This is a genomic window from Guptibacillus hwajinpoensis (assembly GCF_001039475.1).
Classification (GTDB): Bacteria; Bacillota; Bacilli; order Bacillales; family Guptibacillaceae; genus Guptibacillus; species Guptibacillus hwajinpoensis.
In genome coordinates, this window is record NZ_LELK01000001.1 from 1186606 (window position 1) to 1209396 (window position 22791).

A 22791-nucleotide genomic window follows, 5' to 3' on the forward strand; every position below is an offset into this window, starting at 1 on the left:
CCACCTCTTATTTATTATCTTATTTTCTATCTTTTTTATTGCATTCTGGACATCTGCTGTATAGTGTGCTTACTTTCTCTCCGCTTACATGATCAATTGTTTTCTCACAAGTAGAACAAATAATAATACCCATTTTCAACACTCCCTAAGTAATTTTGAAAACGCTTCCGTTTCGCTTAACTCCATAATAGTGTGTCACAATTGTTTTGTCAACACTATATTGTATATCACATTGTATTCTTTTTATGTTCATTATGTGTTCATTTGCATCATAAATAGTTAATTGTCAGAAAACTACTTTGGATGTAAACTATATCTATGAAGAAGGGGGAATTCTATGCCTCAAAGTGCTTATCTCACTCCAAGGGAAATAGGCGACATTAACCTTGCCACAGTCAAAGACCTTCTCATCTATTACGAAGAAATCATGACAAAAACCGGTGAACAGCTCTCATGGTCTTATGGTGACTCTGCCTATCCATATGAATTAGTTGAGAAAGAAGGAAATGAGTGGTTTTATTTAAAGGGTAAAAATGAGAATTACAGAATGATTATTATTGGATTATCAGAAAAGGGTATTCAGGTAGTACTACCTGATCAATCAACTCATGGAGATAAGGCGAAGGCAAATGAATTGTGTAAGTTTCTTGCTATGAAATTAAAGGCGGAATTGACACTTTTCAACGGTAGAGTCATTCACCATTCACAAAAATAAACAGCCCGGTGGGCTGTTTATTTTTGTAACGGTTCAATTTCTTCGGGCTTGATTAAGCTGTAGTCTTTTTCTCTCAATCCAGTTACAATATCTTCTAGCGCAGCTGCTGTCCAATCCCGATCATGCATTAAGAGGTTTGCACCATTCTGAAGAAGTGATGTATTGACCATGATGTCTGCAAGTGCACCTTTCTCCTGATATTGCTTTTCCCAGTCGTAGCCATACGTCCAGTTCATTAGGAGCATACCCTCTTCTTTCACTAGGGATTTCGAATAATCTGTATTAGAACCAAACGGCGCTCGGAAAAATTCAGGTTTTTCTCCTATTATTTCTTCGATTAAGTCACTTAATTTCAAAATTTCTTCTCTTTGTTCTTCTTCTGATAATGTTTTAAGATCTGAATGTGACATCGTGTGATTTCCAATCGCAAATCCCATATCATGAATTTCTTTCAAACGCGCTTTTTCTTCTTCAGTATCAAGAAAATGACCGTTTACAAAGAAAATCGCTGGGGCATCAAGTTCCTTAAGTGTTTTTGCCATGTCTACAGAATTTTCATCTGGTGCATCATCAATTGTAAGTAGAACGGCTTCCTCTGGCGCATCATTAATTGGTTCAAAACCCCATATTGCTTCATTTAACCTATATTCAGGAGTAGCGTTTTCTTCTGTTACTACCTCTTCTTCTTTATCCTTAGGCTCTTCAGAAGTTTCGTCTTGCGTTTCCTCGCTATCTTTATTTGCAGTTGCCTCATTTGTTTCTTCGTTATTAGTACCTTGTTGCTCATTAGTTTCGTTTGTTTCCGTCCCAGCATTTGTCGAACACGCTGCTACCAAAAGCAAAGTAGCTAGTGTTACCCATTTAAGTATTTTTTTCATATCTTTCTCTCCCTCTATAGTCTCTCCTCATCATATACCAAGTGATGAGGAGGATAAAGAGAAGATTGTCACAATTAACCATCTTATTGGTGTAATTAAACTATTATTCTGACTAAATACCTGCCATGTGTTTTTCCTTTACATCATTGTAAACAACAAATATACTAGAAAGCGTGCCTTTTTCGTAACTGAAAACTTTCTGTAAAACACTGGTAATGCAATAGTGGATTGCATAGTTTTGTCAACAGCGGGCAACATTTAGAACATCATACTTAATAAATCTTGTTGCACGCAGTGATTGATTTCTGCTCCTGGCGTTTTACGCTTCAACCAAGTACATAGGGTGATATTAATCCGATACCCTCTTTACTAACACCAATCGTCAAGAAAAGCTTCTTAAGAAAAATAAGATATTAGAAAGGTAATGATGTAATATGAATAAACTTACTACAGTCTTTATTATTTCTGTCATATTGTCGATCCTCTTTATTTCATGGGGAACAATTTCTCCAGAATCATTAGATTCTACGACATCCTCACTTCAAAGTTTTCTACAAGTGAAGTTTGGCTGGTTTTATCTACTAGCAGCATCCGGATTCTTGATTTTTGCTATTTACCTCATCTTCTCTAAATACGGTAGACTCCGTCTAGGAAAAGAGACGGATGTGCCAGAGTATAACCTCATCACATGGTTTGCAATGCTTTTCTCCGCTGGTATGGGAATTGGGCTAGTATTCTGGGGCGTAGCAGAGCCAATGTTTCACTACTATGACCCACCAGCAGGTGCAGCTTCAGAATCTGACGAAGCTGCTCGCTTGGCCTTTCAGTACAGTTTCTTTCATTGGGGACTTCACCCATGGGCAATCTATACGATCGTTGCTTTAGCACTTGCTTTCTTTAAATTCAGAAAAGGTGCACCTGGTCTTATAAGTGCCGTTTTCTATCCGATCCTCGGTGATCGTGTTTATGGTCCGATTGGTAAGATTATTGATGTTATCGCAGTTATCGCAACTGTATTTGGTGTTGCAACTTCCCTTGGATTCGGTGCTTCTCAAATTGGTGGAGGAGTTTCTTACTTAACAGGCGTCGAGAATTCATTTAATACACAGTTCATCATTATATTGATTGTTACAGTGCTTTACATGATTTCCGCTTCCACTGGAATTTCAAAAGGCATAAAGTATCTCAGTAATACAAATATCGTTCTTGCGATATTACTTATGTTCTTCTTACTTTTCGCTGGTCCAACAAACTTTATTATGGATCTCTTCACTTCTACTCTAGGCTCATACGTTCAGAATTTGCCTAGCATGAGTCTTCGCATGAGACCATTTGAAGGATCATCTTGGATACAAAGTTGGACAATCTTCTACTGGGCATGGTGGATTGCATGGGCACCATTCGTTGGTACATTTATCGCTCGTGTATCTAAAGGGAGAACAATACGTGAGTTTGTTCTAGGAGTTCTATTGGTTCCTACCATCTTTGGTGGTTTGTGGTTCTCAGTATTCGGTGGATCTGCCATCTCACTTGATATGGCTGGTACCGGTATTTATGACATCATTAGCAATCAGGGTATGGAAGTAGCACTCTTTGCTGTATTAGAGCAATATCCATTGGGTACGATTATGTCTATTATTGCGATCCTACTAATTAGTACTTTCTTTATTACTTCTGCCGATTCTGCAACGTTTGTACTTGGTATGCAAACAACGAACGGAAGTATGAATCCTTCTACCAAGATTAAATTAACTTGGGGTGTGATTCAATCTTCTGCAGCAGCTGTGCTACTTTGGTCTGGAGGACTTGGTGCACTTCAAACGGCGTCAATCATAGCAGCCTTCCCATTTGCAATTATTATCATCGGGATGATTATTTCACTCATAAAGGCCTTTAAAGAAGAGAAAGTACCACCACGTTCTAAAAAAGATGAATCTAATACTAAATAACAAGAAGAAGCCACTACCAAATGTTCGGTGGTGGCTTTTTTTATGTATGAGAAGATCTCTTAACTAATAATTAATAGGAGCTCTGTCATAAGATAGAGCGTTGTAGAAAGAGTCATCAAAATAAGGATTGCTTTGCTTTTAGCAATAAGTTTAACGGTAAGCGTGCAAATCAGATAAAGAAACACAAAGAATAGCATCACTTTATATGATAAATGATCGTGTCCAGATTGGTGAATCACAAGAAAAAATGCGAACCAAATACATAGTTGTATGAATAGAACTCCCCCATGTCTTAGCAAGCTTTTCCCTCCTTACGCTGAACGTATATGCTGGAATACTCTTTAATATGTTCATTTACCTTATTTAACAACAATTTAAAGATAGAAAAAAGCTGCTTTCTTAATAAAGGAATAGTTAATTTCTGCTCCCGGATGCTCCAATTAGCGAAGTGTGGTTTTCTATTTAATAAATATTTCAAAAGCAACAATCAGTTAGAAAAGAAACTAAAAAAGACCCGGTGAATGATTCACCGAGTCTTCGTTTAGTTATTAACCAATATGAATTGGAGTACCTAGAGCTACTTCTGCAGCTTCCATTGTAATTTCTCCAAGTGTTGGGTGAGCGTGGATTGTAAGTGCAATATCTTCAGCTGTCATACCAGCTTCAATTGCTAGGCCAAGCTCAGCAATCATATCAGAAGCGTTAGGACCAGCAATTTGAGCGCCGATCACAAGACCGTCTTCCTTACGAGTGATTAGCTTCATAAAGCCTTCACTATCGTTTAGAGAAAGAGCACGACCGTTAGCTCCGAATGGGAACTTAGATGCTTTCGCATCAAATCCTGCATCTTTCGCTTCCTTCTCAGAGTATCCAACTGATGCCAATTCTGGCTCAGAGAATACAACTGCAGGAATCGCTAGATAGTCAATGACGGAATTTTCACCGCTAATAGCCTCAGCAGCAACTTTACCTTCATAAGAAGCTTTGTGAGCAAGTGCAGGACCTTCAACGATATCTCCAATTGCATAGATATTATCGAAGTTCGTACGACACTGCTTGTCGATCTTCACAAGACCTTTGTCCGTCATTTCAACGCCAAGTTCTTCAAGACCGATTTCATTTGTATTTGGCTTACGGCCAACTGTAACTAGAACATAATCAGCGTCAAACGTCTTCGTTTCACCTTTGATTTCTGCTGTTACTGTTACGCCATCTTCTTTTTCTTCTACGCCTTGTGCAAGAGCTTCAGTAATGATTTCTACATTACCTTTCTTCTTAAGACGACGAGAAACAAGAGAGCTCATTTGTTTTTCGAATCCAGGTAGAATTTGCTTCGTACCTTCAAGAATTGTTACTTCAGTGCCGAAGTTAGCATAAACAGAACCTAGCTCGATTCCGATGTACCCTCCACCGATAACAACCATTTTCTTAGGAACTTCATCCAGTGCAAGAGCACCAGTTGATGAAATAACGCGTTTACTCCATTTGAAGCTTGGAAGCTCAATTGGACGAGATCCTGTTGCAATGATGCAATTGTTAAATGTATACGTTTGAGAGTTCTTTTCATCCATGATACGAACAGTGTTCTTATCTACGAAATAAACTTCACCACTAATAACGTCTACTTTATTCGATTTCATAAGTCCAGCTACACCGCCAGTAAGCTTGTCAACAACAGAAGACTTCCACTCCTGAACTTTCTTCATGTCAACGCTCACGTTCTCAGCTGTAATTCCGATATCATCAGAATGCTTTGCAGACTCATATTTATGAGATGCATTAATCATTGCTTTTGAAGGGATACAACCAACGTTTAAGCAAACGCCGCCTAGAGTACCTTTGTCAGCAATGGCAACTTTTTGACCAAGCTGTGCTGCACGAATTGCAGCCACATATCCACCTGGTCCAGCTCCTACTACAAGTGTGTCTAATTCGATTGGAAAATCTCCTACTACCATATTATTACGCCTCCATCATTAAGAGTTGTGGATCGTTCAACAGACGCTTGATGTGGTTTAGAGCAAGTTGTGCTGTTACACCATCAATAAGTCTGTGGTCGTAGCTGATCGATAGAGCAAGAACAGGTGCAGCAACGATTTCTCCGTCGATAACAACTGGTTTCTCCTCAATGCGACCAATACCTAGAATAGCAGCATCTGGGTTGTTAATAATTGGCGTAAACCATTGTCCGCCTGCAGAACCCAGGTTAGAAATTGTGCAAGTGCTGCCTTTCATATCGTCCCCTGATAGTTTACCATCGCGAGCTTTTTTAGCCAACTCATTAATTTCAGATGAAACGTTAAGAAGTGGCTTACGGTCTGCTTCCTTCACAACTGGTACAACAAGTCCAGCGTCAGTGTTAGCAGCAATACCGATATTGTAGTAATGCTTGTGAACGATCTCGTCAGTTGAATCGTCAATTGAAGCATTAAGCATAGGGAATTCACGAAGTGCTGAAACAAGAGCTTTCACAACGTACGGAAGGTAAGTTAGCTTCACATCTTTGTCTGCAGCGTATTGTTTAAACTTCTTACGATGAGCAACAAGGTCAGTTACAACAACTTCATCCATATGAGTTACGTGAGGAGCAGTATGCTTAGAGTTAACCATTGCTTTTGCAATTGCTTTACGCATACCTTTCATCTTCTCACGAGTTTCAGGCTGTGCAGATGCTGCAGCAGGCTGCTGTTTCGTTTCTTGAGTAGCCGTTTCAGCTTTCTCTTCTGAAGCTTGTGGAGCTTCTGTCGTTTCAGCTGGTTTAGATGCTTCTCCGCCGCCATTAACGTGGTTATCAATATCTTCTTTAACAACTCGTCCATTTTTACCTGAACCAGAAACCTTAGAAATGCTAACACCGTTTTCGCGAGCATACTTACGTACTGCTGGCATTGCGATTACGCGCTTCGTTGGGTCCGTTTCTTCGTCGTCTTCAGGAAGTGGCTTTGATCCTGCGCTGTCTTCTTTAGCTTCTGTTTTCGCTTCAGCTTTAGGCTCTTCTTCTTCAGCTTGAGGTTGCTCTGCTTCAGGCTCCTCTTCTGCATCTTCATAGCCTTCAGCGTCAAATGTAATAACTACATCGCCAACGATTACAGTTGCGCCTTCTTCTGCGTGAACTTCCTTAACTGTACCGTCTACTGGAGAAGGAATTTCAACTACAGCTTTATCATTTTGCACTTCTGCAAGAATGTCGTCTTCTTTAACTTCGTCTCCTGATTTAACAAACCATTTTACGATTTCGCCTTCATGGATACCTTCACCGATATCCGGCATCTTGAATTGAAATGCCACGGGACTTCGCCTCCTAATTGTAGAAAAAATTTGCTTATATAAATTCTGAAGCGAAGCGCGGATCGCAGCTTCACTTCATGTTTTTTTATTAATAATTAATTAAAATTTAACAACCTGTGTTGCTTTCTCGATAATATCAGTGTGGTCTGGTAGCCATACATCTTCTGCTGCCGAGAATGCAAACACTGTATCAGGAGCCGTTACGCGAAGCACTGGAGCTTCTAAGCTAAGAATAGCGCGGTCGTTAATTTCTGCAACGACATTCGCAGCAATACCAGCTTGTTTCTGAGCTTCCTGAACAACAATTGCGCGATTTGTCTTTTCAACAGATCCAATGATTGTATCAATGTCGAGTGGGCTAACTGTACGAAGGTCGATTACTTCAGCACTAATGCCGTCCTTCTCAAGCTCTTCTGCCGCTTTAAGTGATGCTTGTACCATAGCACCGTAAGTTACAATCGTGATATCAGTACCTTCACGCTTCACTTCAGCTTTACCAATCTCAATTGTGTATTCTTCTTCTGGAACTTCCTGACGGAAAGAACGATAAAGCTTCATGTGCTCAAGGAAAATAACTGGATCGTTGTCACGAATCGCAGAGATGAGAAGTCCTTTAGCATCGTATGGGTTTGAAGGAATAACAACTTTAAGTCCAGGTTGTTGTGCCATTAACCCTTCAAGGCTGTCAGCGTGAAGTTCAGGAGTTTTAACGCCACCACCAAATGGTGAGCGAACTGTAATTGGCGCGTGGAAAGAGCCGCCTGAACGGTAACGAAGGCGTGCCATTTGACCGGAAATAGCATCCATTACCTCGTATACAAATCCAAAGAACTGAACTTCTGGTACTGGACGGAATCCAGTTAGTGCAAGCCCGATAGCCATACCACCGATACCTGACTCAGCAAGTGGAGTATCGAATACACGATCTTCACCAAATTCTTTTTGAAGTCCTTCTGTCGCACGGAAAACGCCGCCGTTTTGACCTACGTCCTCACCAAATACGAGTACGTTCTCGTCATTTTTCAACTCCGTACGCATCGCATCAGTGATTGCTTGAATCATTGTCATTTGCGCCATAGCTTACTTCGACTCCTTTGCACTATATTGTTCGTATTGCTCGCGAAGGTTGTAAGGAAGCTCTTCATACATATGAGAAATGAGATCCGTTACTTTCTGCTTCGGAGTTCCGTCTGCTTTTTTGATAGCAGCTTTAATTTCTTCTTTTGCTTTAGCTACAACTTCGTTTTCTTTTTCTTCATTCCAAAGGTCTTTGCTTTCAAGATACTTACGGAAGCGAACGATTGGATCTTTCTTTTCCCACTCGCTATCAAGATCTTCAGAACGATAACGTGTTGGATCGTCACCAGCCATTGTATGTGGACCATAACGGTAAGTCATTGTCTCAATAAGAGTTGGACCTTCACCATTGATCGCACGTTCACGAGCGTCAGTCACAGCTTTATAAACTGCAAGCACGTCCATGCCGTCTACCTGTACACCCTGAATACCAGCAGCTACTGCTTTTTGAGCGATAGTTTTCGCTGCAGATTGCTTTTCAACTGGAACTGAAATTGCAAAACGGTTGTTTTGAACAACAAAGATTGCTGGAGCTGCATAAGCACCTGCAAAGTTCATTCCTTCATAGAAATCACCTTGAGAAGCACCACCGTCACCAGTGTAAGTAATTGCTACGTTTTTCTTACCTTTTTTCTTAAGTCCAAGTGCAACACCAGCAGTTTGTGTGATTTGAGCACCAATGATGATTTGAGGGCTCAACACGTTAAGGCCGTCAGCCTGGTTTCCTACAAAGTGACCACGTGAGAATAGAAATGCTTTATATAGTGGAAGACCGTGCCAGATAATCTGTGGAACATCACGGTAACCTGGAAGAATCCAATCTTCTTTATCAAGTGCATATTGACTTCCTAGTTGTGAAGCTTCCTGTCCTGCAGTAGGCGCGTAAAATCCAAGACGCCCCTGACGGTTCAACGAGATTGAACGCTGATCAAGAATACGTGTATACACCATGCGGTGCATTAATTCTTGAAGCTGCTCGTCTGATAGTTCAGGCATCGCTTCTTTATTAACGATTTCGCCATTTTCATTTAGAATCTGGAACATTTCAAATTGGCCTTCGATGTTTTCGATGGTTTTTGTTCCCATACCTTTCACCTCATCCTTTCATTCATAAAGAGATAGATTATTTAATTGCACTAGCAATTGTGAGTGGGTCGTTCAGTTTACAGACATAACTAGCATGTCCATTTCAACGTTATTAAATGACAGATTGCAATGATTAAATTGCTTTCTTTAGACAACACTCAATGTCATACCCTTATTTCTGGAGAAATAATCCCTAGTACTATGTATTACTGCGTTTATTAGGCTGTATCAGTAAGAATAAGGGAGTGCTTCTCTTCATGAGTAAGTTCGTTTTTAAGTTTACAATACAGTATGTTTCAAGTCAATTAATTGATTTATCATTTATAGATTACATCACAAAAAGTAACTGTTACATTCTGATTTCCCAAACTGTATTAGTTTAAATAAGAAGAATGTGCACCTTGATTGGTTAGCCTAACAGATTTCAAGTCAGGAATCACTCCCTCATCATGCTGTTTCTATATTTAATATAGGCTATGTTAATGAACAGCGATGCTTTTTTGCTCATTCGAGAAATCTACAATATGAGCTAACTTAGCCAAAATATATAAAAAAACCACTCAAGATGAGTGGTTTTGAATTATTCGCCGTAGTTAACATCTAGTTCAGCTGACTTATAAAACGCCTTTTTTGCATCGTTAAATTCTGATGTGTATTTGTTAAAAGCATCTTTTTGCTCAGCAACCTTGCTGTACTGTTCATTGATTACTTTAATTTGATCTTGAAGTTGCTCCAATGTAAGCTCCTTATCTTGAAGTGAGCTATACAACTCCTTATCTTCTTTAACACCAGCTTCATATTCACTATGTAACTTTTCATATGCATTATAGCGCTTATCCATCTTGTCTATAACCGTGTTAGCATCTTCCTTCACATTACCTTCAAGGTCTTCGCTTAAATCTTTGATCTCCTCGAATTCTTCGTATGCTTCATCAATGCTCTCTTTTTCTTTCTTTAAGTACTCAAGTCTTTTAACAGTGTATTCTTCAGCTTCTTTAGAAAGCTTTTCGATTTTATCAAACTCGTCCATACTTAGTGCTACAATTTCATTATAAATATCTTGCTCTTTCTTCTCTGCTTCAGCCAGTGGCTTTTGCTGTTCTCTAAATTGTTCTTCGAGAGCAACCGTTTCCTCTAGATGGTCGTACATTTTTTCTTCTGTACTACTTCCAAATTGACATCCAGTTAAACCAACCATGAGAATACAGAAAAATAGAGAAATAATTCCTAAACGATATTTACGCAACAAAAGAAGTCCCCCCACATATCCAATTGATTCCATTAGATTTATACCTTGATTACTATACCATAATACAGAACCCAATAGAACAGTTCATTTTTCATATTATATCGATCGATTCACCCTCACAAAAAAATCATTCTAACATATTAAAATGTATAAGGCGTATAGACACGTACAATCTTCACTAGATAATACCTTTCACTAATATGCTAAACTAAGCCTAAACACATGATGGATTACTTTATCCTTTATTCCTTCAATAAATTTGAATATACTTATATAGTAGGAAGACCGTTTTGAATAGGAGTGAAACACTACATGTTAACAATGAAAGATATTCGCAGAGAAGGAGATCCGATCCTAACTGAGCAGGCTATGGAGATTGATCTTCCAGCTACTGAAGAGGAGAAACAAATTCTTCGAGATATGCAGCAATTCTTAATTAACAGTCAAGATCCAGAAACTGCACTGGAATATGAGCTTCGTTCAGGGATTGGAATTGCAGCACCTCAAATAGGAATTGGAAAGCGAATGATTGCTGTACACGTAACAGACCATAAAGGAACGTTATATAGCTACGGAATAATGAACCCCAAAATTATCAGTCATTCAGTAGAAAAGACTTTTCTAGATGGAGGAGAAGGCTGTCTTTCTGTTGACCGTGAAGTACCAGGAGCCGTTCCAAGGTTTGCGAGAATTACCGTGAAAGGCACAAATGCTGAGGGTGAACCGGTAAAAATTAGATTAAAGGGCTTGCCAGCGATCGTTGTTCAACACGAAATTGATCACCTCGACGGAATCATGTTTTATGATCGCATTGATAATGAGGAAGCTAGCGGATTATCGCCACTCAATCGGTAGTATGTTAATAAAAAGGATCGCGCAATCATTGCGCGATCCTTTTTATTGGCTATGTTAGCTCATATAGTTGATTTCTCGATTTTTGGCTCATTCGAGTGAAAGGTCGCCCTGTATTAAGCCTCTTTTCTTAAAAGATTATTGCACTTAAAGATTTTTTGTATAAAGAACTATTCTTAGCTGATTGGAGCGGCTCACCGCCCGCCCCGCGGAAAGCGAGCATCCTGGAGCGGAAATTAACCGCAATAACAACAATGTCTACTAACTTTATTAAAGCAGCCCAACTTTTTCTAGGCCGCTTCGTATGCCGTTTTGATCAACTGGGTCAGTGATCACATCTGCTACCTTCTTCACTTCTTCGTATGCATTCCCCATCGCTATCCCTGTTCCAGCGAACTTCAGCATCTCAATGTCGTTTAACGCATCGCCAAAAGCATACGTATTCTCACGTTTAAATCCAAGATGCTCAATCATAGCTTCAATTCCTCTTGCTTTTGAACCACCAGGAGGTATTACATCCATCGAGAAATCATGCCAGCGAATAAAGTCTAGGTTGCCGTAAGTGTTACGGTAATTAGCTTCTTCATTACTTTCACAGAATAATAACGCTTGATAAATCTCTCTTGAATGATAGTAAGACGGATCAAAGCCCGGATAGTGCATTTTAAGATCGTCCATGCTTTTCATAATATGCGGATGCTGATCATGGTTGCTCATCATCGCTTCATGATCAAGGAATACCATTGGATGATTATTCTCTTTAGCCGCTTCCTCTAACGAAATAATCTCATCTTTGCTAAGAGGATTGGTAAGAACAACGTTATCCTCATGCTTGACATATTGTCCATTAAAGCTAATAAATGTGTTTATTCCCAGATCTTTACGAAGGTTCGCGAACATGAATGGCGCTCTACCTGTTGCAATCGCTACATGAATTCCGTTTTCAGTAAGTTTTTTAAGTGACTCCCTAGTTGAGGCTGGAATTTGTTTATCGTGATCTAAAAGTGTTCCATCGATATCAAAGAATACAATTTTCTCATTGTTCATCTTATCTCACCTATCTTTATTATTTTAATCAGCCTTAGGCAGATTTCTTATAAGAATTTCGCGCAATTTTTGTAGATCGACTAGACATGTATACCCCTGCAAAAACACATAGCAGACCAACTATCATTGGGATTGTAATAGCTTCATTTAAATAGGTACTTCCCCAAATCAAAGCCGTTACAGGTACAAGGTATGTTACAAGCGTCGCGAATTCAGCGCTACCTTTTTGAATCATATAATAGAACAACAGATACGCTATGCCTGATCCAAGTACACCAAGACCAAATAGCGATATTAGAATATCACGTTGAAGCAGTAACGTAAACTGCTCAGTCCCTTCACCCGTTAAATACATAAGAGTTAATCCGCCAAGGGCTCCTACCGATAATGTAATGAGAGCAAGAACGTCTACAGGGACAGCTGTAAGTTTCTTTTTTGCATATTGAGAAGCAAAGCCATAGCAAGCTGTAGCAAACAACATAGGAACAATACCGCGCCAATCTTCTTTAAATAACGCTGTTAGATCGAGATCAATTAGAAAAAGGATTCCAATAAAACCCACAATAATTCCAGACCATTGTTTACCTTTTAGAATTCGCCCAAAGAAAAGGGCACCAAGCACAGTTGTGAAAAGCGGAGTTGTAGCATTTAATGTTGCAGCAAGGCTGCTTGATATCCGTTCTTCACTTAATGCAATCATTCCCCAGGGAATGATTGCGTTCATTATTCCTACAAGGATCAGACTACCCCACGGTAGCTTCTTCTTCAACTCTAAAACCCTTCCTCTTATAAGGAGATAGATAAAGATTGCGCTAGCACCAAGTAGGCATCGATAAAAAACAACTCCCCATGGTCCAACAACTGGTACAATTAATTTAATAAACATGAAAGACATGCCCCAAATTAAACTTAATGAAATTAGTGCTGCAAAAAGTCTCACGGCTCCACTCCTCTACTCATGCATCCTCTTACATGGTACAGGAAATGCATACTTCTGTCTCTCGGTACTTATTCCCACCTTTTTCCAAACTAATTCATAGAGTACTGATAAATAATAACAATAGCCAATAAAAAAGAAAGGATGAGAAACTTGTATCGAAAAATGAAGCGTAAACTAAAGCAAACGTGGAGAAATGTACTTTTCCCACAACCAAAACACTCTATTGAATAACGTTTTTTTTCAATAAATCGTGCAAATTCTCCTAATTATAATGGAAATATCACTAGAAACATGAAAAAGAAACCAATTTCCTATATAATAAATGGAGATGCACACAAATTGTCTGAGTTAAGGAGAGATTTAGAATGATTTATAAAGTTTTTTATCAGGACACTAAAGAGGAGGTTCCTGTAAGAGAACGAACAAAGAGCCTGTACGTTGAGGCTAATTCTGAACGGGAAGTTCGTTACAAATTAAAGGAACGTAACCATAACATCGAATTTATTCAAACCGTAGAAGATGAATTTCTTGAGTTTGAGCAAAAATCAGAGCACTTTGAATTGGAGAATGTATAGACTATGAAATTTGTTAAAAATCATCAAACAGCCGTTTTCGCATTAGGCGGACTCGGAGAGATCGGTAAAAACATGTACGGAATTCAGTTTCAGGATGAAATTATTCTTGTTGACGCAGGAATTAAATTCCCTGAAGAGGAGTTATTAGGAATTGACTATGTTATTCCTGACTACTCTTACCTTGTTAAAAATCAAGATAAGATCAAAGGATTATTTATTACCCACGGCCACGAAGATCACATAGGCGGCATCCCTTACTTGCTTCGTGAAATTAATGTACCTATCTACGGTGGAAAGCTTGCACTTGGGTTTATTCGTAATAAACTTGAAGAGCATGGCCTTCTACGTGGTGCATCACTAAATGAAATTACAGAAGAAGACATCATTAAATTTAGAAAAACATCCGTTATGTTCTTTAGAACAACTCACAGTATTCCAGATTCTTACGGTGTTGTAGTAAAGACACCACCTGGTAACATTGTTCACACTGGTGACTTTAAGTTCGACTTTACTCCAGTTGGAGAACCAGCTAACTTAACTAAAATGGCTGAAATCGGTAAAGAAGGCGTTCTTGCTCTTCTTTCAGATAGTACAAACAGTGAAGTGCCTGGATTCACAATGTCAGAACGCCGTGTTGGCGAAACGATTCAGGACATCTTCAGAAAAGTTGATGGACGTGTTATATTCGCAACATTTGCATCGAACATACACCGTCTACAGCAAGTTGTTGAAGCTGCCGTAGAAAATGGACGTAAAGTTGCAGTATTTGGTCGAAGCATGGAAGCAAACATCACGATTGGTCAAGAGCTTGGTTATATTAACGCTCCAAAAGATACTTTTATTGATGCACACCAAATTAACCGCCTACCTGAGAACAAAGTTACAATTCTTTGTACTGGTAGTCAGGGCGAACCGATGGCAGCACTTTCTAGAATTGCTAATGCAACACATCGTCAAATTCAGATCATCCCCGGAGATACGGTTGTATTCTCTTCTTCACCTATTCCTGGTAACCAGGTTAGTGTTTCTAGAATTATCAACCAACTCTCTCGTGCTGGTGCAGACGTTATTCACCATAAGCTTAGCGACATTCATACTTCTGGTCATGGTGGACAAGATGAGCAGAAACTTATGCTCCGTCTAATTAAGCCGAAGTTCTTTATGCCCATCCACGGTGAGTATCGCATGTTAAAAATGCATACAAAGCTTGCTCAAGATTGCGGTATCCCGCAAGATCACTCCTTTATCATGGATAATGGTGAAGTGCTTGCACTTAGCGAGAATGAAGCTTCAATAAGCGGAAAAATCCCATCCGGTTCTGTTTATGTTGACGGAAAAGGAATTGGCGATATCGGTAATATCGTTCTTCGTGACAGAAAGATTCTTTCTGAAGAAGGTCTTGTTATTGTAGTTGTTTCTATTAACATGAAAGAGTTCAAAATTCTTTCTGGACCAGACATCATTTCAAGAGGATTTGTCTATATGAGAGAATCTGGTGACCTTATCAATGATGCTCAAGAGATCTTATCGAAGCATCTAAACGGAGTAATGGAAAAACGCACAAGTCAGTGGTCAGAAATCAAAAATGAAATCACTGATACATTAGCTCCTTTCTTATACGAGAAAACAAAGCGTCGTCCAATGATCCTTCCGATCATTATGGAAATTTAATAAACCAAAAAACAGCCTGTCATTCCGACAGGCTGTTTTTTTATGTTCTATACGTATTAATCACGATTTAATAATTGGCGTTCAAGACGATTAATATCCTGGTCAGAGCCAATAACAATTAGAATATCACCTTTATAGATCTTTTGATCGGCTTGTGGTGAAACGATGATCTCATCGCCATTTTTAATAGCTACAATATTCGCCCCGTACTTAGCACGAATATCCAGTTCAATAATCGATTTATTATCCATTCTAGAATTAGCAATAAGCTCAACGATGCTATGCTCATCTGATAGTTCCAAGTAATCTAATACGCTATTAGAGACGATATTGTGCGCGATTCGAACACCCATATCGCGTTCAGGATGCACAATTTTATCCGCTCCAATTTTATTTAACACTTTTTCATGGTAATCATTCTGTGCTTTCACAGTGATTTTGCTAACCCCTAATTCCTTAAGAATTAGTGTTGTTAGAATACTCGATTGAATATTATCTCCAATCGCTACAATGACATGATCGAAGTTTCGAATACCAAGGTTTTTTAAGACACTCTCGTCTGTCGAGTCAGCGATTACAGCATGCGTTGCCACTGATGAGAATTCATTCACTTTATCCTCATCCATATCAATCGCAAGTACTTCCATTCCCTGCTGACTTAATGACTTACATATACTACCACCAAAACGACCGAGTCCAATTACAGCAAATTGCTTTTTCAACCTACATTCCTCCTACTTATCCAGAGAGAAACGCTACCAGCAAGATGGTAGGCGTACTATCCACTCTATCCTACCACTTTCATACATAGTGTCAATACGTTCTCATTGCGACTTGTTCCCCTTTACGTATTCTGCATCAAATAGGAATAACCTCATTAACAGAATAAGCGACGGCACAAGAAGACAAAGGCCTGCTATAAAGGCTATAACAAGATAAACACCGGTTGTTTCATTCGTATACCCAGAGTAGATTGTAATATAATCATATAGAATCCAAGGTAAATGTGAAATTCCGTAACCAAAAAAGGCGAAGAAAAACTGTAACATTACAAAAAGAAACGCCGTTCCGTACCGTTTTTTGTTGAAAATCAGGTATGTTGCAATTAAAAAACTTAATAACGACGCTATGAAAAACCACGCGTAGTCTAAAGTGCGTTCAAAATGAGTTGGGTTGTGCTGTTGAAGCGCTACGAAAACAAGGATACTGGATAGAATCGTTGGCGCACTCCAGAACAGCGCGTACTTTCGTAGCAACTCTAGTGCGGGCTCATCGTTCGCCCTGCTTGCATAATACGTAAGGAAGGCGGCGCTAATAAAGAGCACAGAAACAATTGCCAGAAGAACAACAGACCATGAATAGAAGCTTGAAAATAGTTCTCCTGCTAAGAAAACAACTTCTCCATTAACCTCCTCAATGAACCCTCCTTCCGATAGCGTTAGTGCTGTTGAAAGAGATGCTGGAATTAATAATCCTGTTACGCCATATAGAAATGTGTATACTCTACTCTTCTTTGCGCCATAGTTACCAAAAGCATAGAAAGATCCCCGTATGGCGATAAGAATAATTGCAATGCTACCTGGAACGAGTAAAGCTGTACCATAATAATATGCTGTATCTGGGAAGAAACCGACTAGTCCAACGAAAAAGAAAACAAAAAACACGTTCGTTACTTCCCAAACCGGAGATAAATAACGGCTAATAATTTTATTAATAATATGCTCACGTCCAGTGAGTTCCCCATAATAAGCAAAGAAACCTGCTCCAAAATCGATGGAGGCCGTAATTAAGTACCCGTAAAGGAAAACCCAAAGTACGGTTATTCCTACTAATTGAATGTCCATTGCTTCACCCCTCTCGAACTGACCTCTTTATTTCGTTCTCGCAATTTCCTCTAGCTCGTTCTCTGCTGGATTTGATTTAAACATTTTACGGAGCACTGTTACACAAAGTGTGCCTAACACGATGTATAGCAATAAGAAAAGGATAAACATTAATCCAACGCTATCAGAAGTTGTTGCTGCGTGTCCCGTTCTGAGTATATCCCATAAAATCCATGGCTGACGACCAACTTCAGAGAATATCCAACCAAACTCAATAGCAAGCACAGAAAGTGGTCCTGCTAGAACAATTAATCGAAGCAGCCACTTGTTTTCTACGTTAAATCGTTTTAATCGCAGGGCAATCATGTAGAAAAAGGTTAGTGCTGCAAGGAACATACCTATTCCTACCATTCCATCAAATAAGTAGTGAATAAATAAAGGTGGAATTTCGTCTTCCGGAACTTGATCTAGCCCCATTACTTCTGAATTTGGATTACCATGAGCAAGAATACTTAAGAAATTAGGTAGAACAAGGCCATACTTTACTTCTTCCGTTTCTCGATCTAGAAATCCTCCAACAACAAGATCAGCATTTTCTGTCGTTTCAAAATGCCACTCTGCAGCTGCTAATTTCTCAGGTTGGTATTCTGCAAGAAACTTACCCGAGAAGTCTCCAATAACCGCTGTCCCAATTGCAAAAATAAACCCAGCTGTCATTGTAAGTTTTAATGCTTTCTTATAATAGATGCTACGCTTACCTTTTAACATACTAAATGCTGTTATCGCTGCAAGGACCATTGCAGATGTTAAATAGGCAGACATCACAACATGCCCTACCTTGGTTGGTGTAGCTGGATTAAACATGGCTACGAGTGGCTCGATATCCGTCAAAACACCACCGACCATCGTAAATCCTTGCGGAGCATTCATGAATGCATTCACTGTTGAAATAAACACTGCTGAAAGCGTTGACCCTATAATGACTGGTATTGAAATGATCCAGTGATAAATCGGCTTCTTAAACCGGTCCCATGTATAAAGGTAGATTCCTAGAAAGATTGCTTCAAAGAAGAAAGCAAACGTTTCAAGGAATAGCGGTAAACTAATAACCTGTCCAGCAAGCTGCATGAAATTAGGCCATAATAGCGATAGTTGAAGTCCTATTGCTGTTCCGGTCACAACACCAACTGCGACGGTTACAACAAATCCCCTCGTCCATCGACGAGCGAGTAATGTGTAGTAAGGATCATTCCGTTTAATACCAATAAATTCTGCTAAGCTAATTAATAGCGGAACCCCTACACCTAGTGTTGCAAAGATAATATGAAATCCGAGTGTTAAGCTTGTTAACATACGACTTAGCATCGCTGAATCCAAATCCAACTCGTCCATCCCCTTTTCTTCCGTTTTCTAGTTATCTCTTAATCTGTTTCCCTCATTGCTATCAATAGAAACGATTGAAATAATATGCTTGTTAATAACCTTATTATGACCTATCTCTAACTTTGTGACAAGTATCACAAAGTATATAATTTAGACCCTTTTCGAAGACATTGTTGCTATTGCGAGTTGATTTCCATTCCAGGATGCTCGCTTTCCGCGGGGCGGGCGGTGAGCCTCCTTCCGCTCCAATTAGCGAAGTGTGGCTTTTTATATAAGAAATTCTTTCAAAAGCAACAATCTTTTAGAAAAGAGCCTATTAAAAAAGGATTGCGCAATGATTGAGAGATCCTTATTTATTGGCCATGTTAGCTCATATTGCTCGATTTTTGGCTCATTCGAGTGAAACCTCAGTTTCAATCGCCTTTCAGCTCTGCTGAAAGGTCACCAAAGGGCGTAAATGAGCCAAAAATCAACACTGTTTGTTAACATAAGCAAAAAAAAGAAGCCGCTACCGGCTTCTTTATCCTGCGTCCATCATATTAAACTGAGACTTAACAAGTTCATAATACGTGCCACCACTACGCATTAATTCGCCATGATTACCCTGCTCTAGTATTCGTCCATGATCCAATACAATAATATTATCAGCTTCACGAATGGTAGAAAGTCGGTGAGCAATCATGATGGCTGTTCTTCCTTTGAGTACTACGTTAAGAGCCTTTTGGATTTTCAGTTCTGTTTCTGTATCAATGCTAGCTGTTGCCTCATCGAGAATCAGAATTCTCGGATCTGCTAGGAGTGCACGAGCAAAAGATAGCAACTGTCGTTCACCTACAGATAAAACATTGCCTCGCTCTTCTACTTCCGTTGCATACCCATTACTCAATCGTTTAATAAAATGATCCGCCCCAACAGCAACAGCGGCTTCTATCACTTCTTCATCCGTTGCATCAGGTCGACCGAAACGAATATTTTCCATGATTGTACCTGAGAAGATAAACGTATCCTGGAGTACAACGCTAACCTTTTCTCGTAAGCTATCAAGTTTAACATCTTTTAGGTCAACTCCATCAATTCGTACTGTTCCATTGGTAGGATCGTAGAATCGACTGATTAAGTTTGCAATTGTCGACTTACCTGATCCAGTATGCCCAACAAGCGCAACCGTCTCGCCTGCCTTCATTTTCAGGCTCATTTCATGAAGAGCTTTACGGCTTTCATCATAAGAAAACTCAACATCTTTAAATGTAATTTCGCCTTTCATTTCCTTCATTTCAATAGCATTCTTTTTCTCAGGTACGTTCGGTTGTTCGTCTAGAAATTCAAAAATTCGCTCGGAGGAAGCCATTGCAACGAGCAATTGGTTGTAAACTTGACCAAGACGTGAAATAGGCTCCCAAAACATCCCTAGATAGAAAGCAAATGTAACAAATACACCATAGTCCATTCCATTTTGAATTAGATAGACACCAAACCAAATCAGAATTGCAGTCCCAATCGCATTCGACATTTCAACGAATGGTCTAAAAAATGCACTTTTTTGTGTTGCATCTCTCCAGCTAGCGTAATTCTCATGATTAACACCTTCAAAGAATTCCATGTTTCCTTTTTCCTGCGTGTAAGATTGGGTAACACGAATTCCTTGTATGCTTTCGTTTAAGTGAGAATTGAGTTTTGCCTGTTTAATTCGAACTTGCTGCCACGACCGGCGAATTCTCTTTCTCAAGCTTGTCGAAATCAAAAACATTAATGGCAGAATAATCATGATGGCGAGTGTTAACTGAGGACTAAGAACAAACATAATAACAATAATGCCGAACAGTAGAACAATATCCATTAATAGGTTAATAACACCACTTGTGAATAGCTCCTGCATGGAATTAACATCATTAATAATCCTGACTAAAATTGATCCTGCAGAACGTTTATCGAAAAAGCCGTGCGATAAGCGTTGAATATGCTTAAAGAGCCCCTGTCGAATGTCATAGATAATATACTGCCCAAGCTGATTCGTCCATTTAATCCGATAGGTGTTCGCAACCCATGATAGTAAGTATAGGGCCGCAATCCCGATAATTAATTGAACTAACAGCGTTTCATCTTGATCTTTAATCGCATGATCAAATAGTAATACCCCAATAAAAATAGGTATAATTAACCGTACAGCTGTTGATAAAAGCATAGAGATAATCGCTTTTGGCAGCAAATTTTTCTTGTAAGGATCCATATATCCAAGTAGCCGCGTCATTTGCTTCCAATTAAATTGCTTTTCTATTGCTGTGTCTTGCGAGTAGTGGAACCTCGCTCTTCGATTTTGTTTCAACTCTACACCCCATTTCAACCAGTTTGCCTTGCCCTGATTTCCTCCCGATCCTGATATTGAATGTCGTAGATGCTACGGTAGTAGCCATCATTCTCAATAAGGTCACTATGCCCTCCACGCTCAACAACTTTCCCCTCATCTAAGACGAGTATTTCGTCAGCGTGTTTTAACGAAGAGATCCTATGCGCAATAATAAATGTCGTTCTTCCTTTCATTACTTCTTGAAATGCTTTCTGGATTTTCCCTTCCGTCTGCATATCAACAGCGCTTGTTGCGTCATCGAGAATTAATATACTAGGATCTGTTAGAATCGCTCTTGCAATAGCAATTCTTTGCTTCTGTCCACCGGAAAGCCCCATTCCACGTTCACCAAGAACTGTGTCATAACCGTCAGGCATTTCCATAATAAAATCATGCGCTTGTGCACGTTTTGCAGCATCCTGTATTATTTCAAAGGAAATGTCCGGGTCACCATAAGCAATATTATCTCGAATGGTAGATGAGAATAAGAACGTCTCCTGTAATACAATACCAATGTTTCTACGAAGTGATTTAACAGTGTAATCATTGATGTTTCTTCCATCAATTCTCACTTCTCCACTCGTAGGCTCATAAAAACGCGCAATTAATTGAGTAGTCGTTGTTTTACCCGCACCGGTCGCCCCAAGGAGACCAATAGTCGTTCCTTTCGGTGCATCAAATGAAATATCGATTAATGCTTCTTTATCTTCTGAGCTATATTTGTGTGTCACTTGATTAAAAGCAACATGCCCCTCCATGCGCTCTACATCGATCGCATCTTCTCGATCATAGATATCCTCTGATTCATCAAGAATTTCAAGGAGTCTTTCCCCAGACGCTTTAGACTGAGAAAACGTATTAATGACAAATCCCAGATTCATAATAGGCCATATGATATACCAAACAAGACTAAAGAACGCTACAAGTTCACCAGGCTGTAGCTGGTTTTGAAAAACAAGATATCCTCCATAAGATAGAAGGAAGACAACACAAAGATTTCCTATGAACTCCATCAACGGGAAGAATTTTGCCCATATGTATGAAGTTGTTAAGTAATTATCTCTGTAATCCGTATTGCTATCGACGAATTTATTAATCTCAAAATCTTCTCTTGATAAAGATTTTACTGTATTAATACCGCTAATGTTCTCCTGCACTTTCGTATTCAACCTTGCCATCGATTTACGTATACCTCTAAACGCCGGATGAACACGCTTATCGAACATATAAACAGCTATTCCAAGGAACGGAAGCATTCCTAACGTTACAAATGCAAGTGGAACAGAATAACTGAACATAACAACAAGACTAAAACTTACAATTAGAATGAAGTTGATAACCTGAGCGAAACCAAATGAAAGGAAAAAACGAAATCCTTCCACATCCGCTGTTAACCTGGACATTAAGTCGCCAGTCTTAGCATTGTCGTAGTAACGAAACGGTAGATACTGAAGCTTTTTGTAGAGTTCTTCTCTGAGTCGATAGACTGCCGTAACACCGAATAAATCCCCGAGGTACTGCTGAAAGAACGTCGCTACTCCCTTTACGATCATGATGCCGATAAATCCGAATGCAAGATACGGTACCCATTTGTATTCCTGCTTTAGAATGACATCATCAATAGTGAATTGTAAAAGCATCGGGTAAAGCACTGTAATTCCCGTAACAAAAATCAGTGAGAACACTGACCAAAGGAATAACTTTTTATATGGCCAATAGAACTCTTTTAATCTTTTAAATGTTTCCATCCTCACACCACCCTCTGACAATAAAGAATTAAAATTAAGTGACAATATACATAATATATCGGATTTCGAAATAAATAACCACCTATTAGACCTAAAATTCGGAATTATTTAAATGGAAGAGTGGCATACCAGATCACTTAAGATTTTTATTCAAATGGCTATGTTA

The 22791-nt window shown here is 39.2% G+C and carries 20 protein-coding genes; 5 read left to right on the forward strand and 15 right to left on the reverse strand.

Annotated features, from left to right (window positions below; translation table 11 throughout):
* Nucleotides 1-19 precede the first annotated feature (19 nt).
* Nucleotides 20-133, reverse strand: a complete 114-nt coding sequence (locus AB986_RS21495) for a GapA-binding peptide SR1P (protein WP_084006411.1) — start codon at nucleotides 131-133, stop codon at nucleotides 20-22.
* 204 nt (nucleotides 134-337) lie between these two features.
* On the opposite strand from AB986_RS21495, the gene AB986_RS06030 reads away from it, so the two are divergent.
* Nucleotides 338-715, forward strand: a complete 378-nt coding sequence (locus AB986_RS06030; RefSeq protein WP_048309963.1) for a DUF1885 family protein — start codon at nucleotides 338-340, stop codon at nucleotides 713-715.
* Between the two features lie 17 nt (nucleotides 716-732).
* Here the strand turns inward: AB986_RS06030 and AB986_RS06035 are convergent, their stop codons facing one another.
* The gene (locus tag AB986_RS06035) at nucleotides 733-1593 is read right to left on the reverse strand and encodes a polysaccharide deacetylase family protein (RefSeq protein ID WP_048309964.1); all 861 of its coding nucleotides are present in this window, start codon (nucleotides 1591-1593) and stop codon (nucleotides 733-735) included.
* A 434-nt stretch (nucleotides 1594-2027) separates the two neighbouring features.
* Between AB986_RS06035 and AB986_RS06040 the strand changes: the two genes are divergently transcribed.
* A complete protein-coding gene (locus AB986_RS06040) occupies nucleotides 2028-3542 on the forward strand; it encodes a glycine betaine uptake BCCT transporter (RefSeq protein WP_048309965.1) in 1515 nt (504 codons plus the stop codon).
* Nucleotides 3543-3601: 59 nt separating this feature from the next.
* On the opposite strand, the gene AB986_RS06045 is transcribed toward AB986_RS06040, so the two are convergent.
* The 6 genes from AB986_RS06045 to AB986_RS06070 form a co-directional block, all read right to left on the reverse strand.
* Nucleotides 3602-3841, reverse strand: a complete 240-nt coding sequence (locus AB986_RS06045; protein ID WP_048309966.1) for a hypothetical protein — start codon at nucleotides 3839-3841, stop codon at nucleotides 3602-3604.
* A gap of 249 nt (nucleotides 3842-4090) precedes the next feature.
* Nucleotides 4091-5500: a dihydrolipoyl dehydrogenase gene (lpdA, locus tag AB986_RS06050; protein ID WP_048309967.1), complete on the reverse strand. Its 1410-nt coding sequence runs from the start codon at nucleotides 5498-5500 to the stop codon at nucleotides 4091-4093.
* 4 nt (nucleotides 5501-5504) lie between these two features.
* Complete coding sequence (locus AB986_RS06055; RefSeq protein ID WP_048309968.1) at nucleotides 5505-6830, reverse strand: dihydrolipoamide acetyltransferase family protein; 1326 nt, start codon at nucleotides 6828-6830, stop codon at nucleotides 5505-5507.
* Between the two features lie 99 nt (nucleotides 6831-6929).
* The gene (locus AB986_RS06060; protein ID WP_048309969.1) at nucleotides 6930-7907 is read right to left on the reverse strand and encodes an alpha-ketoacid dehydrogenase subunit beta; all 978 of its coding nucleotides are present in this window, start codon (nucleotides 7905-7907) and stop codon (nucleotides 6930-6932) included.
* A gap of 3 nt (nucleotides 7908-7910) precedes the next feature.
* Nucleotides 7911-8993, reverse strand: a complete 1083-nt coding sequence (gene pdhA / locus AB986_RS06065; protein ID WP_048309970.1) for a pyruvate dehydrogenase (acetyl-transferring) E1 component subunit alpha — start codon at nucleotides 8991-8993, stop codon at nucleotides 7911-7913.
* A gap of 580 nt (nucleotides 8994-9573) precedes the next feature.
* Nucleotides 9574-10239, reverse strand: a complete 666-nt coding sequence (locus AB986_RS06070; protein WP_161797336.1) for a YkyA family protein — start codon at nucleotides 10237-10239, stop codon at nucleotides 9574-9576.
* Nucleotides 10240-10554: 315 nt separating this feature from the next.
* On the opposite strand from AB986_RS06070, the gene def reads away from it, so the two are divergent.
* Nucleotides 10555-11097, forward strand: a complete 543-nt coding sequence (def, locus tag AB986_RS06075) for a peptide deformylase (RefSeq protein ID WP_048309971.1) — start codon at nucleotides 10555-10557, stop codon at nucleotides 11095-11097.
* A gap of 267 nt (nucleotides 11098-11364) precedes the next feature.
* Here def and AB986_RS06080 read toward each other — a convergent pair whose 3' ends face one another.
* On the reverse strand, nucleotides 11365-12141 hold the full coding sequence (locus AB986_RS06080) for a Cof-type HAD-IIB family hydrolase (protein ID WP_048309972.1): 777 nt from the start codon (nucleotides 12139-12141) through the stop codon (nucleotides 11365-11367).
* A 34-nt stretch (nucleotides 12142-12175) separates the two neighbouring features.
* Nucleotides 12176-13081 carry a DMT family transporter gene (locus tag AB986_RS06085; protein ID WP_084006413.1) on the reverse strand — a complete coding sequence of 302 codons (906 nt, stop codon included), beginning with the start codon at nucleotides 13079-13081 and terminating at the stop codon, nucleotides 12176-12178.
* A 365-nt stretch (nucleotides 13082-13446) separates the two neighbouring features.
* On the opposite strand from AB986_RS06085, the gene AB986_RS06090 reads away from it, so the two are divergent.
* Nucleotides 13447-13656 carry a DNA-dependent RNA polymerase subunit epsilon gene (locus AB986_RS06090; RefSeq protein WP_048309974.1) on the forward strand — a complete coding sequence of 70 codons (210 nt, stop codon included), beginning with the start codon at nucleotides 13447-13449 and terminating at the stop codon, nucleotides 13654-13656.
* 3 nt (nucleotides 13657-13659) lie between these two features.
* Nucleotides 13660-15327: a ribonuclease J1 gene (gene rnjA, locus AB986_RS06095; protein ID WP_048309975.1), complete on the forward strand. Its 1668-nt coding sequence runs from the start codon at nucleotides 13660-13662 to the stop codon at nucleotides 15325-15327.
* 56 nt (nucleotides 15328-15383) lie between these two features.
* Here the strand turns inward: rnjA and AB986_RS06100 are convergent, their stop codons facing one another.
* From AB986_RS06100 to AB986_RS06120, 5 genes are all read right to left on the reverse strand, one after another.
* Entirely contained in the window at nucleotides 15384-16049 is a 666-nt protein-coding gene (locus AB986_RS06100) for a potassium channel family protein (protein ID WP_048309976.1), read from the reverse strand.
* A gap of 102 nt (nucleotides 16050-16151) precedes the next feature.
* Nucleotides 16152-17171, reverse strand: a complete 1020-nt coding sequence (locus AB986_RS06105; protein ID WP_048309977.1) for a cytochrome d ubiquinol oxidase subunit II — start codon at nucleotides 17169-17171, stop codon at nucleotides 16152-16154.
* 27 nt (nucleotides 17172-17198) lie between these two features.
* Nucleotides 17199-18533, reverse strand: a complete 1335-nt coding sequence (locus AB986_RS06110; RefSeq protein WP_201779259.1) for a cytochrome ubiquinol oxidase subunit I — start codon at nucleotides 18531-18533, stop codon at nucleotides 17199-17201.
* A gap of 520 nt (nucleotides 18534-19053) precedes the next feature.
* On the reverse strand, nucleotides 19054-20856 hold the full coding sequence (locus AB986_RS06115) for an ABC transporter ATP-binding protein (RefSeq protein ID WP_236690310.1): 1803 nt from the start codon (nucleotides 20854-20856) through the stop codon (nucleotides 19054-19056).
* Nucleotides 20857-20870: 14 nt separating this feature from the next.
* Nucleotides 20871-22625, reverse strand: a complete 1755-nt coding sequence (locus tag AB986_RS06120) for an ABC transporter ATP-binding protein (RefSeq protein ID WP_048309980.1) — start codon at nucleotides 22623-22625, stop codon at nucleotides 20871-20873.
* Nucleotides 22626-22791: the final 166 nt, after the last annotated feature.

What these genes read in the sequence shown, in the direction of transcription:
- AB986_RS21495 (WP_084006411.1), bottom strand. Translation starts at nt 133, where the DNA reads ATGGGTATTATTATTTGTTCTACTTGTGAGAAAACAATTGATCATGTA.
- AB986_RS06030 (WP_048309963.1), top strand. Translation starts at nt 338, where the DNA reads ATGCCTCAAAGTGCTTATCTCACTCCAAGGGAAATAGGCGACATTAAC.
- AB986_RS06035 (WP_048309964.1), bottom strand. Translation starts at nt 1,593, where the DNA reads ATGAAAAAAATACTTAAATGGGTAACACTAGCTACTTTGCTTTTGGTA.
- AB986_RS06040 (WP_048309965.1), top strand. Translation starts at nt 2,028, where the DNA reads ATGAATAAACTTACTACAGTCTTTATTATTTCTGTCATATTGTCGATC.
- lpdA (WP_048309967.1), bottom strand. Translation starts at nt 5,500, where the DNA reads ATGGTAGTAGGAGATTTTCCAATCGAATTAGACACACTTGTAGTAGGA.
- AB986_RS06060 (WP_048309969.1), bottom strand. Translation starts at nt 7,907, where the DNA reads ATGGCGCAAATGACAATGATTCAAGCAATCACTGATGCGATGCGTACG.
- pdhA (WP_048309970.1), bottom strand. Translation starts at nt 8,993, where the DNA reads ATGGGAACAAAAACCATCGAAAACATCGAAGGCCAATTTGAAATGTTC.
- def (WP_048309971.1), top strand. Translation starts at nt 10,555, where the DNA reads ATGTTAACAATGAAAGATATTCGCAGAGAAGGAGATCCGATCCTAACT.
- AB986_RS06080 (WP_048309972.1), bottom strand. Translation starts at nt 12,141, where the DNA reads ATGAACAATGAGAAAATTGTATTCTTTGATATCGATGGAACACTTTTA.
- AB986_RS06090 (WP_048309974.1), top strand. Translation starts at nt 13,447, where the DNA reads ATGATTTATAAAGTTTTTTATCAGGACACTAAAGAGGAGGTTCCTGTA.
- rnjA (WP_048309975.1), top strand. Translation starts at nt 13,660, where the DNA reads ATGAAATTTGTTAAAAATCATCAAACAGCCGTTTTCGCATTAGGCGGA.
- AB986_RS06105 (WP_048309977.1), bottom strand. Translation starts at nt 17,171, where the DNA reads ATGGACATTCAATTAGTAGGAATAACCGTACTTTGGGTTTTCCTTTAC.
- AB986_RS06120 (WP_048309980.1), bottom strand. Translation starts at nt 22,625, where the DNA reads ATGGAAACATTTAAAAGATTAAAAGAGTTCTATTGGCCATATAAAAAG.